Raw genomic sequence first — 16,322 nt, forward strand, 5'->3', positions numbered from 1 at the left:
CGTCGTCCGCTCACCGCCGCCTCCGGCACGACCAGGGACGGGTCCCTGTCTGCGGAGTCCGGGCGGGAGCCCACCGGCAGGACGGCTCACGCGCGGTGCCGGGCGAGGTCGTCCGGGGTGAGGTCGGGGCGCAGGCGGTGCCAGGAAGGCTGGCGGAGCCGGCCGGCGCGGGTCCGGGTGGCGTACCGGACCTCCGCCACCAGGCGCGGCTCGACCCAGCGGGCGCCGGCGACGGGCGGCTTCGGTTCGAAGGGGCAGACGTCGGTGGCCGACTCCTCCAGCAACGCGGCGAGCGCGGCGCGTTCGGTGTCGCTCCAGCCGGTTCCGACGTTCCCCGCGTACCGGAGCACGTCCCCGGACCACTCCCCCACCAGCACCGCGCCCGGCCGGCCGTCGAGGCGGCCGCGGCCCGGTACCCAGCCGCCGACGACGACGTCCGTCGTCGCCACGTGGCGGATCTTGATCCAGGAACGGGAGCGGGTCCCGGGCTCGTAGTGCGAGGTGAGCCGCTTGGCCAGGATGCCTTCCAGGCCGGCGGCGCGGGTCGTCTCCAGCGCCTCGGCCCCGTGTCCCACGATCGCCGCGGGGGTGGACCAGCGGTCGCCCCGCAGCGCCAGCCCTTCGAGGAGGTCGCGCCGGTCCGCGTAAGGGAGGCCGGTCAGGCTGCGGTCCGCCAGGTGCACCACGTCGAAGAGGATCAGGTGGACGGCGACCCGGGAGGCCATCCGGGCCGCTCTGGCGGGCGAGCCGGCGAGTCCCATCCGGGACTGGAGCCGTTCGAAGTCGGCCCGGCCCGCGTCGTCGAAGGCGACGATCTCGCCGTCCAGGACCGCCGGGGTCCCGCGCAAAGCGTCGCCGAGCGGGGCGAGTTCGGGGTAGGCGGCGGTGATGTCGGCGCCGGAGCGTGCCCGCAGGAGCAGGGAACCGTCCCCGCCCGCGTAGACGGTGGCCCGCTGACCGTCCTGTTTGACCTCGAACGCCCACTGGTCGTCGTGGGCGGGCAGGGCGCCGGGGGTGGCGAGCATCGGCGGGACCAGGGGCAGCAACGATGCTGCCCGTGGCCCCGCCGCACGCTCAGGAGGCACTGCGCCTCTTCGCCGCGGTCTTCTTCGCGGCCGTCTTCTTGGCCGTGCTCTTCCCGGCGGCCGTCTTCCCGGCGGCGGTCTTCTTGGCCGCGCCGGACTTCGTGCTCGTGCTCCCGGCCGCCGCCTTCTTCGCAGCCGTCTTCTTCGCGGCCTTCTTCCGGGGCCGCATCTCGTGCACCGTGGCGTCGCCACCGGACCCGCCCCTCTCGCCGCGGGTCTCCTTGGCGGCCTGCACCGAGGCGTTGAGCGCGGCCATCAGGTCCACCACCTTTCCGGCCTGCGGCTCCTCGCCCTCCTCCGGCTCCGGAACCTCCCGGCCCGCGGACTTGGCCTCGATGAGCCGTTCCAGCGCCTCGTGGTACTCGTCCCGGAAGCCGGAGATGTCGTCCATCGCCAGGCTGTCGGTGAGCTGCACGGCACGCTCGATCTCGTCCTCGTCCAACTCGACTTCCTTCGGCGCGAGTTCGTCGGGGCTGCGGATCTCGTCCGGCCAGCGCATGGAGTGCAGGACGATCGCCCCCTCGCGCACCCGCAGCAGCCCCAGCCGCTCCCTGTTGTGCCACGCGAACTTGGCGACCGCGACCTTCTCCGAGCGTTCCAGGGCCCGGCGCAGCAGGGTGTAGGGCTTGGCCGAGACCTGGCCGTCGGCGGCGAGGTAGTAGGAGTCGCCGATGCGGACCGGATCGATGCCGTCGGCGTCCACGAACGCGACGATCTCGATCGCCTTCGCGGTGGGCAGCGGCAGCTCGTCCAGTTCCTCGTCGGTGACGGGCACCACCTGGTCCTTGGCGACCTCGTAGCCCTTGCCGATCTCCTCCGGCGGCACCTCTTCGTCGTCGAGCGCGCACACCTTCCGGGTCCGCACCCGCCCCATGTCCTCCAGGTGCACCCGGTGGAAGTGGATCGAGTGGTCCTCGGTCGCGGACACCACCTTGACAGGGATGGTGACCAGTCCGAAGCTGATCGCGCCGGTCCACAAGGGCCTCGGCATACCTGACCTCCTGACGTCCGGCGGACGGGACCGGAGCGCGTGCGCGCGCATCGCGGAGCCGTGTTCCGTACGTCCGATCCTGGTGCCGGAGGGGTCCGGGCGCATCCGCAGGGGCCGGCGGGGCGGGTGGCCGCCGACCGGGTTCCCGGAACGCCGCCGGGATCCTGGAACGCCGCCGTCTCCCCGGGACGGCGCCCGGACCGGTACCGAGCGGCGCCGGTCGGCGATGGCCCGGTCCGGCTCGCCGCAGCCTTGTCATGAAGCTCTGAACAGTGCTTCACTTCTTCCATGGCCTACCGCAGGACCCCCGCCGTCCACGACCGTCTGCGGGCCGCCCGCGAGCGGCTGATCGACCGGGCGACCGACGTGGTCGCCGAGACCGGCTGGGGCAACGCCTCCGTCACCGCGGTGGCCGCCGCGGCCGGGATGTCCGCCGGTTCCGTGTACCAGCACTTCCCGTCGAAGGCGGCGCTCGCCGTCGAGGTCTTCCGGCGCGCCGCGGCCCGGGAGGTCGAGGTGCTGGGCGAGGTGCTGCGGGAGGGCGCGGGCGACCCGGTGGAACGGCTGGCCGACGGGGTCACCGTCTTCGCCCGCCGGGCGATGGAGCGCCGAGGGCTCGCCCACGCCCTGCTCGTCGCGCCGGCCGAATCGGCGGTGGACGTGGAGCGCCTGGCGTTCCGCCGCCGCTACCGGCAGTTGTTCGCCGAGGTCGTCCGGGAGGGCGTCGCGGCCGGGCTGCTGCCCCGCCAGGACCCCGAGGTGACCGCGGCGGCGCTCAGCGGTGCCGTCGGGGAGATCCTGGTGGATCCGCTCGCCGAACCCGCCGACGGCGATGCCGACCGCCTGGTGGCCGAGCTGACCGCCTGCGCCCTGCGCTGTGCCGGGGCGGCGCCCCTGACGTCCGCACCCCGAGACCGGAGGTTCCCGTGACCGCACCCGCCGACCACGTGGTCCGCAGTTCCCCGCGCGCGACCACCCACCAGGTGACCAACCAGGCAGCGCCGCTGACCGGGCACGACGTCGCCGACGACCCGGTCCTGCTGGAAGGCGTACGCCGCGAGGGCGCCGCCCGGCACCTCGACGACCTGCACCGGCTAGGCCGGCTGGCGGGCGGCGAGGAGGCGCAGCGCTGGGGCGAGGAGGCCAACCGCCACGAGCCGGTCCTGCGCACCCACGACAGGTACGGCAACCGGGTGGACGAGGTGGACTTCCACCCGTCGTACCACCAACTGATGGACGTGGCCGTCCGCGAAGGGCTGGCGGCGGCGCCGTGGGCCGACGACCGGCCCGCCGCACACGTGGTCCGGGCCGCCGGATTCATGGTCTGGAGCTTCGCGGAGCAGGGCCACCTGTGCCCGGTGTCGATGACGTACGCCGCCGTCCCCGCCCTTCGTGCGGCGCCCGGACTCGCCGCGCTGTACGAGCCGTTGCTCGCCTCCCGGATCTACGAACCGGGGCTGCGGGCACCCGCGGCGAAGGCGGGTCTGCTGGCCGGGATGAGCATGACGGAGAAGCAGGGCGGCACCGATCTGCGCGCCAACACCACGACGGCCACGCAGGCTCCGGACGGCACCTGGCGGCTGCGCGGTCACAAGTGGTTCACCAGCGCCCCGATGAACGACGTGTTCCTGGCACTCGCGCAGGCGCCGGGCGGGCTCTCCTGCTTCTTCGTGCCGCGGGTGCTGCCGGACGGCAGCCGCAACAGCTTCCGCATCCAGCGGCTCAAGGACAAGCTCGGCAACCGGTCCAACGCCAGCAGCGAGCCCGAGTTCGACGACACGGTGGCCTGGCCGGTCGGGCCGGAGGGCCGCGGGATCAAGACCATCCTGGAGATGGTGACGCTGACCCGGCTGGACTGCGTCCTCGGCTCGTCGTCCGGCATCCGCACCGCGCTCACCCACGCGGCGCACCATGTGCGCCACCGGTCGGCGTTCGGCGCGAAGCTGATCGATCAGCCTCTGATGCGCAATGTGATCGCCGACCTGGCCCTCGAATCGGAGGCGGCGACCACGCTCGCCCTGCGGCTCGCGGGAGCGGTGGACCGTGCGCAGCACGGCGACGACCAGGAGCGCGCCTTCCTGCGGCTCGGCACCGCCGTCGGCAAGTACTGGATCTGCAAGCGCCAGCCGACGGCCGTCGCGGAGGCGCTGGAATGCCTCGGCGGCAACGGCTACGACGAGGCGTCCGGCATGCCGAGGCTGTACCGCGAGGCCCCGCTCAACGGCATCTGGGAGGGCTCCGGGAACGTCAACGCCCTCGACGTGCTGCGGGCGCTGAACCGGGAGCCGGCGTCGTTCGAGGCGTTCCGCGCCGAGATCGGGGCGGCAGCGGGCGGCGACGTCCGGCTGGACGCGGCGTGGACGCGGGTGGCCCGCGAGCTGGCCTCGCCCGAGGACGCCGAGTTCCGCGCCCGCCACCTGGTCGAGCAGCTCGCGCTGGTCCTCCAGGGCTCCCTGCTGGTCCGGCACGCGCCGGCCGCGGTCGCCGACGCCTTCTGCGCGTCCCGCTTCGGCGACCGCCGCGGCCTCGCCTTCGGCGCCCTGCCGGCCGGTCTCGACATCGCCGGTATCCTCGGCCGGCTGCCGGTCACGCCGGAGTGAGCGGGGGCGGAGGCGCCCGGGCCGCGGCGGAGGGGCGGGGCCGCCCCTTCCCGCTCCGAGCGCCTCAGGAGTTGCAGACCGCCTTCATCTGCGCCGCCGCGTGATGGGCCTTGCCCCAGCCTGCGGACCAGTCGTCGCCGCGGTCGAGCAGCTTCACCCCGATGGTGGACCCCTTCACCGGGAAGGTGCCCGCGTCGACCCACTGCCCCCGGTGGCCGGCCTGGTCGATGCGGAAGCTCGCGTACTTCGTCGTCCGGTCGTTGGCGTCGACCAGTACGTGGTACGAGGTCGGGTGCCCGCCCACGTAGAGGGTGGTGTTGCTCTGCGGGACGTAGACGGAGATCCGGCAGCTCTTGGCGCGGGACCCCGGCTTCCACCACCACATGACCCGGTTGTCGGGGGTGTCCGTGGTGGTGGAGCCGGACATGGGGACGGCGGCGTAGCTGCCGTCGCAGCCGTTGCCGGTCCACGCGGCGGTGGTGCGGGTGTACCAGCCGTCGGTGCCGTCGGTGAAGTAGTGGACCTGCCGGTAGCCGCCGCCGGAGGGGGTGGGGCAGCCGTGTCCGACGACGCCGGAGTAGACCACGGTGGACGCCGCCCGCGCCGGGGCCCCGGCCGGCTGCCCGGCGTCCGCGGGCGGCGGGACGGCCTTCCCCGTGCTGCCGGCGGTGGCCTTTCCGGCGGCCGGTGCGGTGGCGCCCGGGGCGGCCGGGCGGGCGGGGGCGTCGCCGGCCTCCGCGCCCTGCGGGTCCTGCCCCGCCTTCGTGTCCTTCGCGTCCTGTCCGTCTTTCGCGTCCTGCGCGGAGGCGGGCGCGGTGCCACCGGGCTTCGCGGGGCGCGCCGACGGGCCGGCGGAGCCGAACGAGCCGGGCAGGCCGGGGTCCGCGCCGCCGAGCACGGTCCCCGGTCCCTCGCCCGTCGCGGACCCGCCCTGCGGGTCGTCGCCGCCGGCGGTGATCAGGAAGGGCACGGTGATCAGCAGGACGCCCAACAGGGCCGCGCCGGCCAGGATCGCCCGGCTGGGGCGGCCGGCGGGGGTGTCCGGCGCGGCGGGGTCCGCGGCCGTGGCCGACGTGTCGGAGCCATCGGCGTCGGGATCCGTCGCGGTGGCGGTGGCGGTATCCGCTGTCGCCGCCCCCGCCGTGGCGTGCGCGGCGCTCGCCGTCCCGTCGGCGGCCGGTTCGTCGACGGCCTCGCTGGACAGCGCCGCCTCGGGGGCCACCGTCTCGGGAGCCACCGACTCAGAAGCTGTGGTTCCGAGGGCCTCTGAGGCGGTCTCAGGGGTTCCGGGCGCGGCGACCGGAGCCGGGGCGGACCCGGACGCGGGCGTGCCGGATGCAGCGGTGGCGGGCGTACCGGCCCCGGACGCGGCGGTGCCGGACCTCTCCCGGTTGCCCGTCGGGGCCCCTGGCTTCGCCGCCACGGCCGTCTCGGCCGTCACCGCGCCGGGTATCTCGGCCCCGGCCTCCGGCGCACCGTCGGGGGCCGAGGCCGACGCGGTGTCCGTCGGTTCGGGTTCCGTGCCGGTCGGCTCCGGTTCCGTGCTCGTCGGCTCCGGTTCCGTGCCCGCCCCCGCCGGTGCGGTCCGGGGCCCGGATGCGGCTGCGCCGGTTGCCTCGTGGTCGTTGCGCGTGGTCATGACGTCCTCTGCGTGGCGGGGAGGGATGGGTGGGGTGGGGGCGAACCGACGGAACACGGCCGGAGCCGACGAGAGGCAGCACCGCGGGGGCACTGACGGGCAGGCAGAAGAACGGCCGGTGACGTGCGTCGGCGCGGTCCGTCGCCTCGGGCGTGCGGGCACCTCGGCGCGGGCACACCGTATCCTGCGACGATCGGGGGTCCGACGCCCGGTGAGGGCCGGAACGGTCCGGCGCGGCACAGCCGTGCCGCGCCGGACGGGCGTTGCGCACTCGCGGGTGCGAATCGTCCGTGTACGGGACCGCCTTGTCGCACGGGGACCGGGCTGCGGTATGAAGAACCCGCTGTTCGCGGCATGATTGGGCTGCCCGTGCCGGGCACCGGGAGCGCGAACAGTGGAACGCGGCGGTGCCGAACAGAGGAGGATCGCGCGTGTCACGCCAGGTACTGATGGTCTGTCCGGACGGAAGCCAGGGATTTCGGACCATCGGCGAGGCTCTGGCCGGGGCCCGCAGCGGTGCCGTGATCAGTGTGCGCCCGGGAACGTACGAGGAGAGTCTCACCGTCGCCACCCGGGTGACGATCGTCGCCGAGCAGTCGCGGGGCACGGTGGAGATCCGGCCCCCGCGGGGCAGCGCGGTCGTCCTGAAGGCGGACGCGGTGATGCTCACCGACCTCGTGCTGCGCTCGCGCGACGAGGAGGCGCCGACGGTGGACGCGGCCCGGGGGCAGGTCGCGCTGGACGGGTGTGACGTGACCGGCGCGGCGTGGACCGCGGTGCTGGCGCGCGGCACCGGGTCGCTGGCGATGCGGGACTGCCGGGTGAGCAACCCGGGGGGCGCTGGCGTCGTGGTGACGTCCGCCGTGGACAGTTCGGTGGAGTCCTGCACGATCGAGCACCTGGGGACCTCCGGGGTCGTCATAGGCGAGCGGGGCCGGGTCACGGTGCGCGGCTGCACGGTCCGGGACGCGCGGGGCAACGGCGTGCTGGCCAACGGGGACGCGCAGGGCTCCGTCGAGGAGTGCGACATCTCGTCCACCGACAAGCCGTCCATCGCGCTGGAGGGCCGGTCCACCACACAGGTGCTGCGCACGGTGGTGCACGACACGGCGATCGGCGTGCACCTGACCAGCGCCGCCCGGACCCTGCTGGAGGACGTGCGGATCACGGGGACGACCGGACCCGGCATGGTGCTGTCGCACGGCACGGATCCGTTGCTGCGCCGCTGCCGGACGGCCCGTACGCAGGGCAACGGCATTCTGGTCACCGACCGCGCGCGCGGCACCTTCGAGGACTGCTGGCTCGACACCTCGCACGCCCCGGCGCTGCGGGTGGCGGGCTCCGCGTCGCCGGCGCTGACGTCGCTGACGATCCGCGACTGCGCGGAGACCGGCGTCGTGCTGGAGGAGGAGTCCACCGCCGAGCTGGACCGGCTGGACGTCCTGGAGTCGGCGGGCGCGGGTGTGTCCATACGCTCGGGCGCCAATCCGCTGCTGCGCAGGGCCCGGGTGGGCAGTGCCGGGGGCCACGGCGTCGAGGTGGTGAAGGACGGCCGGGGCCGGCTGGAGGACTGCGAGATCGACCGGGCCGGCGGGTCCGGCATCCATGTGGCGGGGCAGGGCAACGTGTACGTGGGCGGCGGGTCGGTGACCGGTGCGGGTGCGGCCGGCATCCTCGTCGGGGCTGGCGGCAGCGCGACCGTACGGGACTGCGAGATCAGGTCGCCCGCGGCCGACGGGGTCGCGGTCGAGGCGGAGGGCGAGTTCACCGCCACCCGGATCCGGGTGGCGGAGGCCGCCGAGCACGGGGTGGTCGTGCGGGAGGGCGGCCGGGCCTCGCTCAACGCCTGCGAGTCGTCCGCCAACGGCAAGGACGGCATCCGGGTGGAGTCGGGTTCGCCGGTCTCGCTGGTGAACTGCGTGGTCCGGGAGAACCGGGGCGGCGGTCTGGTGCAGTCGAAGCAGGGTGACCGGTTGGCCGTGGAGGGCCTGACGAGCAACGGCAACGCCCAGCGCGACGCCTGGGGGGTCGGCGACGCGGACGGTACGGACCCCGCGGGGTCGGGGAGCGCCGGCGCGGCGCAGGAGAGCGGGCCCCTGCTGGCGCTGGACGCGCTGATCGGGCTGCAGAACGTGAAGCAGCAGGTGCGAACGCTGGTCAACCTCAATCAACTGGCTCAGCGGAGAGCGCAGTTGGGCATGTCCGCGCCGCCGATGAGCCGGCACCTCGTCTTCGCGGGCCCTCCCGGCACCGGTAAGACGACGGTCGCCCGGCTGTACGGGACGATCCTGGCGGAACTGGGTGTGCTGCGCTCGGGCCACCTGGTGGAGGTGTCACGCGCGGATCTGGTGGCGCAGGTGGTGGGCGGTACCGCGATCAAGACCACGGAGACGTTCAACCGGGCGCTCGGCGGGGTGCTGTTCGTCGACGAGGCGTACACCCTGACCAGTGACGGGCGGGGATCGGGCGCGGACTTCGGCCGGGAGGCCGTGGACACGCTGCTGAAGCTGATGGAGGACCACCGGGACGACGTGGTGGTGGTGGCGGCCGGCTACTCGGAGGAGATGGACTCGTTCCTCGGCTCCAACCCCGGTCTGGCCTCACGGTTCTCGCGGACGGTGGAGTTCGAGAACTACTCCGTGCCCGAGCTGGTGGCGATCATGGAGAGCATGTGCGTCCAGCACCAGTACGCCCTTTCCGACGACACCCGCAAGGCGCTCGCGGTGCACTTCGAGCGGATGCCGCGCGACGCGTCGTTCGGCAACGGCCGTGCCGCACGGCAGGTGTTCGAAGAGATGATCGACCGGCAGGCGCAACGGCTGTCCGAGCAGCCGGAGGTCGGCGAGGAGGACCTGGCGCTGCTGCTGCCGCAGGACGTGGGCGGCGAGGCGGCCTTCCCGGAAGCGGGGGCGGAGGCGGGTACGACGCAGGGCGACGCGCTGTCGCGGCTGAACGACATGGTCGGCCTGGCGGCGGTGAAGCGGGACGTCACGGACATGGTGAACCTGCTGTCCACGGCGCGGCGGCGCGAGGCGGCCGGTCTGCCGGTGCCGCGCATCAGCCACCACCTGGTCTTCACCGGCCCGCCCGGCACCGGCAAGACGACGGTGGCCCGGCTCTACGGCGAACTGCTGGTCTCGCTCGGCGTGCTGCCGCGCGGCCAGTTGGTGGAGGTGTCCCGCGCGGAGCTGGTGGGCCGGTACGTCGGCCACACCGCGCAGCTGACCCGCGAGGTCTTCGAGAAGGCCATCGGCGGGGTGCTGTTCGTGGACGAGGCGTACACCCTGACCCCGCACAACGCCGGTTCCGGCGGTGACTTCGGGCGCGAGGCGGTGGACACGCTGCTCAAGCTCATGGAGGACCACCGGGACCGGGTCGTGGTCATCGTCGCGGGGTACACCCGCGAGATGGAGGGGTTCCTCGCCTCCAACCCCGGTCTGTCGTCACGTTTCTCGCGGCGGGTCGAGTTCGCGGACTACAGCTCCGACGAACTGGTCACCATCGTGCGCCAGCACGCGGCGGAGGGCGGCTACGAGTGCGGGCCCGGCACGGGCTCCCTGCTGCGCGAACACTTCGACGCGCTGCCGCGGGACCGCTCGTTCGGCAACGCACGGCTGGCCCGCCAGGTCCTGGAGGGCATGATCACCCGTCAGGCCGGGCGGCTCAGTTCGATGGCCGCGCCCGGACTCGACGACCTGCGGCTGCTGCTGCCGGAAGACGTCGTCCTGCGGCGCGGATGAGTGTGGCCGAGCGGACGGGGGCGGGAGGCGTCCGCGGGCGGCGGCCGGGTCCGGCGGTCATGTCGCGGGGCCGTCCGGGGCGTTGCCCGCCCACCGCTTAGGATGCGGACCATGCGTCGCCGCCCTCTCATACGGCTCCTCCTCGCCCCCCTCGCCGCAGGCTCCGTGCTCGTGCCGGTCACGCCGGCCGCGGCCGTCCCCGAGGACACCGGCACCACGGTGAAACTCCCGGTGCTCGTCTCCGCGCTCGACGCGGACCAGGCGTGCCGGCGGGGTTCGACGTCCCGCGCCACGGCCGTCCCGTGGGAGCAGCAGAGCCTCCAGCTCTCCCGCACCTGGGCGTTCTCCTCCGGCGCGGGGGTGAAGGTGGCGGTGGTCGACACCGGAGTCTCGGCGAAGGCGCCCGCGCTGAAGGGGCGGGTGAGCGCCACGCGTGGGGCGGGGGACGACTGCGTCGGGCACGGCACCTTCGTCGCCGGGCTGATCGCGGCGGCTCCCGCGAAGGGCGTCGGCTTCGCGGGGGTGGCGCGCGAGGCGCGCGTCCTGGGCGTACGGGGAACCGACGCGCGGGGCGCGGCGACCCCGGCGAGCGTCGCGTCCGGCATCCGGGCGGCGGTGGCGGCGGGCGCCGACGTCATCAGCGTGTCCGCCGCGCTGCCCTCGGGGTCGGCGGCACTCACCGCCGCGGTGGACGAGGCCGCCGCGCACGACGCGCTGGTGGTGGCCGCCGCCGTACCGGACGGGCCCACGGGCTCCGCGGCCGGTGCGACACCGCCCGCCCCGCGCGCGTACTGGCCGGCGGCGCAACGCGGTGTGCTGTCGGTGCTGGACGTGGATGTCAAGGGTGGGCGCCCGGACGGCGCGTACACCCCGCTCGCAGCGGACCTGGCGGCGCCCGGTGACGGCGTGGTGGGCATCGGCACCGCCGGAACCGGCCACTTCATCGGGTCGGGCGCGTCCTTGGCGGCCGGCTTCACCGCGGGCGCCGCGGCGCTCGTACGGTCGGCGCATCCGGAACTGACGGCGGCGCAGACGGCGGCCCGGCTGACGTCCACCGCCTACCCGGACGTGGTGCCCCGGCTCGACCCGTACGCGGCGGTGACCCATGTGGGTGCCGCGTCCGACGCGACCGCCGGGGCGCCCGTACAGCGGTACGGCGAGGCGTCCGCGGTGCACCTGCCCGTCAACCCGGCCGACGGGCCCACGACGCGCGCCGTGCTGATCGCGTCGGTCGCCGGCGGGGTCGTTCTGCTGGTGGCGTGGGCCGCGGTGGTACTGCCCCGGGGGCGGGCCCGGCGGTGGCGCACGGTGCCGGGCGGGGCGCCCGGAGCGAGTGGGGCGTCCGTACCGGACCGGGCCGGGGGCTCCTGACCCGCGGGCGTCCCCCGAACGCCCCCTGCCGCCCGGCCGATCGGTGCGCGCCGACCGGCCGGGCGTGCGCGGTTCAGGCGTCGCGGAGGGTGGCGAAGACGCCTCGGGGGGTCGCGCCGCCCGGCAGCCGCCAGCCGGTGGTGACGGAGCCGGCCGGACCGTCCGCCGGTCCGGGGCGCAGCACACGGGCCAGGTGCAGCACCGCGCGGCGCCGGTCGCTCCCGGCGCCCGAGCCGAGGAACAGCGTCACGTCGGTGCCGTCCGGGCCGTCGGCGACCACCGGTGCCGGCCCGCCCGCGACGAACGGCTCGCGCGGACCTCCGGCGGATTCGGCCGACACCGTCGGATCGGGGGTGTCCGAATCACTCTGCGCCTGCGGCACGGCACGTCCCTGCACCAGGGCGACCAGCCGCTCCAGCACGACCGGGTCGTGCGCGCCGTCGTACACCCACCGGCGGCCCAGCACACCGTGCTCGGAGGTGCCGATCAGGGCGTCCTGTGCGCCGTCGAGCGGCGCGCCCCGGTAGGAGACCGGCAGGTGGTAGGCGACGGGCGTGTCGCCGGACGTGTCGGCGACCACCATGAACTCGATGCCCACCTCGCCCGCCGGATCGTCGAGCCGGTATCCGCCGGCCTTCTCCAGCAGCGGCTTCCCGTCGCCGGTGTACCAGGGCCGGGTGGGGAGCCAGGCTCCGGCCAACTCCAGTTTCCCGGGCTCCATCGTGGTCCTGTGGATGACTGCCATGGGTGCTGAACGCCTTCCGCACGGTGCCTCCACGACCGTCCCGGCCGCGGCGGCGTCCGGGACGGTCGTGCTGATGGGCCCATTGTCACGCCCCGGGCGCGGGACCGGCCGTCCGGCCGGCGTCCCGGCGCCTACCCCTGTGTCTCCCCCTCCTCGCCGGTCCCGTCCGGGGCGGCGGCGAGTGCCGTCTGGATGAGAGTGGCCTTGCGGCGGGCGATGTACTGGGCGCGGCCCGGGGGGAGGTTCTTGGGCTTGATGTTGCCGAAGACGTAGCCCTCGGACGGCGGGCAGGAGAGCAGCAGGCCCGGCGTGTTCACCTCGTCCAGGCGGCGCAGCAGCTGGTCGTTGAGGCCGCGGCCCGCGCCGGTGGCCGAGCGGGCGACCACCATGTGGAGGCCGACCTCGTGGCCGAGGGCGAGGTGGTCGAAGAGGGGGGCAAAGGGGTGGTCGAAGGCGGTGCCCGCGCCGACCATGTCGTAGTCGTCGACGAGGACGAACAGCCGGGGGCCCGACCACCAGTCCGCGAGCCGCATCCGCGCCGGGGTGATGTCCTGGCCCGGCAGCCGGGTGGCCAGGGCACGGGCGGAGCCGCCGACGAGTTCCTTGAGGGCGTCGACGGCGACGGCGTGCCCGAGGCGGTACTCGGCGGGGACGGCGTCGACGAGTTCGCGGCGGTAGTCCACCACCAGGATGCGCGCCTCGGTGGGGCTGAACCGTGCGGTGATGGCGGCGGCGGCGAGGCGCAGCAGGTTGGTCTTGCCGCTCTCGGTGTCGCCGACCGCGATCAGGTGCGGGGTGCGGCTGAAGTCGTGCCAGACCGTCGAGAGGGTCTCCTCGTCCTGGCCGAGGGCGAATCGCAGCCTGCCCTCGTCGAGTTCGGGTGCGGGGAGGTCGGCCGCGGGCAGGCGGTGCGGCAGCATCCTCACCTGCGGGGCGGCCGGCCCGTCCCAGGCGGCGGCGATCCGCTCGACCAGGGACTCGACGCCCTCGGTGAGGTCCTCGGGCCGTGCGGCGCCGTCGATGCGGGGCAGCGCGGTGAGGAAGTGCAGCTTGGTGTCGACGGTGAGGCCGCGCCCCGGCTGGCGAGGCACCGAGGCCGCCTTGCGGATGTCCACCACGGAGTCCATGGTGTCGCCGAGCCGCAGTTCGAGGCGGGTCGCCGCCTGGTCGCGGACCTGCGCGGTGAGTTCGACCCACCGGGCGGTGGTGATGATCAGGTGGATGCCGTAGTTCAGGCCGCCGGTGGCGAGCTGGTTGAAGGTGGGCAGCAGGTGGTCGAAGTTCTGCCGGACCGCGGACCAGCCGTCGACGACGAGGAAGACGTCGCCGTGCTGTTCCTCGGCGAACTCGCCGGCCGCGCGGCGCCTGCGGTAGGTGGCCATGGAGTCGATCTGGTGGTCGAGGAAGAACTGCTCGCGGTGGTTGAGCACCGCGGTGACCTCGGCGACCGTACGGCTGATGCGTTCGGCGTCGAGGCGGGCGGCGACCCCGCCGACGTGCGGCAGTCCGGCCAGCGCGGAGAGCGTTCCGCCGCCGAAGTCGAGGCAGTAGAACTGGACTTCGGCCGGTGAGTGGGTGAGGGCGAGCGAGGCGATGAGGGCGCGCAGGACGGTGGACTTGCCGCTCTGCGAGCCGCCCGCGATGGCGACGTGTCCGCCGCCCGCGGAGAGGTCCACCACGAGGGGGTCGCGGCGCTGGTCGAAGGGCTTGTCGACGATGCCGACCGGGACCCGGAGCTTGCCGGTGCCGGGCCAGCGGCCGGCGACGAGGCCGCGCCGGGCGTCGGCGGTGAGGCCGGGGAGCAGCGCGTCGAGGGTCGGCGGTGCTCCCAGGGGCGGCAGCCACACCTGGTGGGCGGCGGGCCCGGCGTCGCGCAGCCGGTCGAGGGCGGCCGACAGCAGCGTCTCGCGGCTCTCCGCCTCTTCCTCGGCCTCCGGCAGGTCGGGCACGGGGGCGGGGGTGCGGGGCACCACCCAGCCGGCCGACCAGGGCACCACCTGGCTGGCGACCTGGGCCTGGGCGACGGCGCCGCGGCGCTGCCGGTAGGGCCCGGAGACGTACGCGGCGCGGAAGCGGGTCAATGCCTCGACGCCGCTCTTGAGGAAGCCGCTGCCGGGCTGGGAGGGCAGTTGGTAGGCGTCGGGGACGCCGAGGACGCCGCGGCTCTCCATGGCGGAGAAGGTGCGCAGGCCGATGCGGTAGGAGAGGTGGCTCTCCAGTTGGTGCATGCGGCCCTCGTCGAGCCGCTGGGAGGCGAGCAGCAGGTGGACGCCGAGCGAGCGGCCGAGCCGGCCGATCATCACGAAGAGGTCCATGAACTCGCGGTGCGAGGCGAGCAGCTCGCTGAACTCGTCGACCACGACGAAGAGACTGGGCAGCGGGGCGAGGTCGGCGCCGCCGGCCCGTGCCTTCTCGTACTCCAGCGCCGAGATGTAGTTGCCGGCGGCCCTCAGCAGTTCCTGTCGGCGGATGAGTTCGCCGTGCAGGGCGTCCTGCATGCGCTCCACCAGGGCGACTTCGTCGGCGAGGTTGGTGATCAGGGCTGAGGTGTGCGGGAGTTCGTCGAGCCCGAGGAAGGTCGCGCCGCCCTTGAAGTCGACCAGGATGAAGTTGAGGGTCTCGGAGGAGTTGGAGAGCGCGAGCCCCAGCACCAGGGTGCGCAGCAGTTCGCTCTTTCCGGAACCGGTGGCGCCGATCAGCATGCCGTGCGGGCCCATACCGCCCTGCGCGGACTCCTTGATGTCCAGTTCGACGGGGGCTCCGTCGGCGCCGACCGCGATGGGCACCCTCAGGCGGGCGGCGCCGGTGGAGCGCTGCCACAGGGTGGCCGGATCGTGACGGTAGAGGTCGGGGATGCCGAGCAGGCTGGTGAGCTGCACGTCGGCGGAGAGGGGTTCCGCGGCGTCGGCTGCGAGGCTGAGCCGGTACGGGGAGAGCATCCGGGCCAGCGATTCGGCGGCCACGGGGCCCATGGCGTCGGGGCGGCCGAGCAGGGTGGTCTGCTCCTTGCGGCTGCGGTCGGTGCGCACCAGGCGTACGGCGTCCGGCGCGACCTCCAGGCGGAGTCCGCTGCGGCCGGGACGCCAGGTGAGGGCGCCGGACAGGTCGAGGACCACGCTGTTGCGGAAGCCCGGCCCGTCGAAGCGGTGCCCGGCGGGGACGGTGACGCCGTCGACGACGATCACGGTGAAGGGCTCGTCACGGCCGGGGACCGCGTCGGGGTCGAACGGGGGACGCTCGGTGAACTCGGCGCCGAGTAGGTCCTCCAGGTCGGCGAAGGCTGAGGCGATGAGGCGGGCCGGGCCGGCCCCGTCCTGCTCCTGGGGATGGAGACTGTGCGGCAGCCACTTGGCCCACTCCCACTCCGCCCGGCGTTCGTCGGAGACGCACAGGGCGATCCACAGCTCCTCCGGCGGGTGGAAGACGGCCAGTTGGCACAGCGCGGCCCGGACCATGGAGCGCAGCGCAGCGTCGTCGCCGCGCAGCAGGACCCGGGACCAGGTCCGCAGGTAGAGCGCGATCGGCTGGGAGGGCACGGTGCTGTAGGCGCGGACGAAGCGGCGCAGGGCGTGCGCGCAGAGGGGTTCGAGGTCCTCGACGGGCTTGGTCGACAGCGGTGTCAGCCGCAGCGCGAGCTGCTGGTCGCCGACGGCGACGCGGATCTCGGCGAAGTCGTCGTCCTTGGTCCGGCGTTCCCACAGCCGGGTGGTGCGGACCATGGACCGCAGGGTGGCCGGCGCGGGGTGCCGCCAGGCGAGGGCGAGCTGCTGCTCCACGACGGAGCGCTGCACCTTGCGGCGGGTCTGGGCGAGATAGCGCAGGTAGTCGCGGCGTTCGCCGCGCAGCCGCTGCTTGCGGTCGCCGCTCTTGCGCATGAACTGGCCGACCATCATGGCGGCCGAGGCGAGGACCATCATGCCGAGCGCGAGGTAGGTGAAGACGCCGTTGGTCCCGCCGGGTTTGATGAAGATCAGCATCATGGAGACCGACATCATCGCCATCGGCAGGTAGGTCCACACCGCCGAGGTGTCGGGGACGGTCTCCGGGAGCGTGGGGGGTTCCTGGAGGCTGAGTTCGCCCTCGGGCATGTCGGGTCCGCGACGACGGGCGGGGCGGCGTATCAGTACCACACTCAACGCACGGGCTCCTTA

At 74.3% G+C, this 16,322-nt stretch carries 9 protein-coding genes; 4 read left to right on the plus strand and 5 right to left on the minus strand.

The annotated features are described in order from the left end of the window. Positions 1–86 precede the first annotated feature (86 nt). Positions 87–1,025, minus strand: a complete 939-nt coding sequence (ligD, locus tag Q0994_RS09320; RefSeq protein WP_299532122.1) for a non-homologous end-joining DNA ligase — start codon at positions 1,023–1,025, stop codon at positions 87–89. Between the two features lie 49 nt (positions 1,026–1,074). Continuing rightward, the gene (locus Q0994_RS09325) at positions 1,075–2,076 is read right to left on the minus strand and encodes a Ku protein (protein ID WP_299531487.1); all 1,002 of its coding nucleotides are present in this window, start codon (positions 2,074–2,076) and stop codon (positions 1,075–1,077) included. Positions 2,077–2,364: 288 nt separating this feature from the next. Here Q0994_RS09325 and Q0994_RS09330 point away from each other — a divergent pair, with 288 nt between their 5' ends. Next, positions 2,365–3,006, plus strand: a complete 642-nt coding sequence (locus Q0994_RS09330; protein WP_299531490.1) for a TetR/AcrR family transcriptional regulator — start codon at positions 2,365–2,367, stop codon at positions 3,004–3,006. Further along, positions 3,003–4,676: an acyl-CoA dehydrogenase family protein gene (locus tag Q0994_RS09335; RefSeq protein WP_299531492.1), complete on the plus strand. Its 1,674-nt coding sequence runs from the start codon at positions 3,003–3,005 to the stop codon at positions 4,674–4,676. The genes Q0994_RS09330 and Q0994_RS09335 overlap by 4 nt, the downstream gene beginning before the upstream one ends. A 64-nt stretch (positions 4,677–4,740) precedes the next feature. Here Q0994_RS09335 and Q0994_RS09340 read toward each other — a convergent pair whose 3' ends face one another. Next, on the minus strand, positions 4,741–5,913 hold the full coding sequence (locus tag Q0994_RS09340; RefSeq protein ID WP_299531495.1) for a hypothetical protein: 1,173 nt from the start codon (positions 5,911–5,913) through the stop codon (positions 4,741–4,743). Positions 5,914–6,746: 833 nt separating this feature from the next. On the opposite strand from Q0994_RS09340, the gene Q0994_RS09345 reads away from it, so the two are divergent. Together Q0994_RS09345 and Q0994_RS09350 are read left to right on the plus strand one after the other, a co-directional pair. Then, a complete protein-coding gene (locus tag Q0994_RS09345) occupies positions 6,747–10,055 on the plus strand; it encodes a right-handed parallel beta-helix repeat-containing protein (RefSeq protein ID WP_299531497.1) in 3,309 nt (1,102 codons plus the stop codon). Between the two features lie 111 nt (positions 10,056–10,166). Further along, positions 10,167–11,426 carry a S8 family serine peptidase gene (locus tag Q0994_RS09350; protein WP_299531499.1) on the plus strand — a complete coding sequence of 420 codons (1,260 nt, stop codon included), beginning with the start codon at positions 10,167–10,169 and terminating at the stop codon, positions 11,424–11,426. Between the two features lie 73 nt (positions 11,427–11,499). Here Q0994_RS09350 and Q0994_RS09355 read toward each other — a convergent pair whose 3' ends face one another. Beyond that, entirely contained in the window at positions 11,500–12,171 is a 672-nt protein-coding gene (locus tag Q0994_RS09355; RefSeq protein ID WP_299531501.1) for a maltokinase N-terminal cap-like domain-containing protein, read from the minus strand. 131 nt (positions 12,172–12,302) lie between these two features. Beyond that, positions 12,303–16,259: a type VII secretion protein EccCa gene (gene eccCa / locus Q0994_RS09360; RefSeq protein ID WP_299532124.1), complete on the minus strand. Its 3,957-nt coding sequence runs from the start codon at positions 16,257–16,259 to the stop codon at positions 12,303–12,305. Positions 16,260–16,322: the final 63 nt, after the last annotated feature.

This window comes from uncultured Streptomyces sp. (genome assembly GCF_947488945.1).
In the GTDB taxonomy this organism is placed as follows: Bacteria; Actinomycetota; Actinomycetes; order Streptomycetales; family Streptomycetaceae; genus Streptomyces.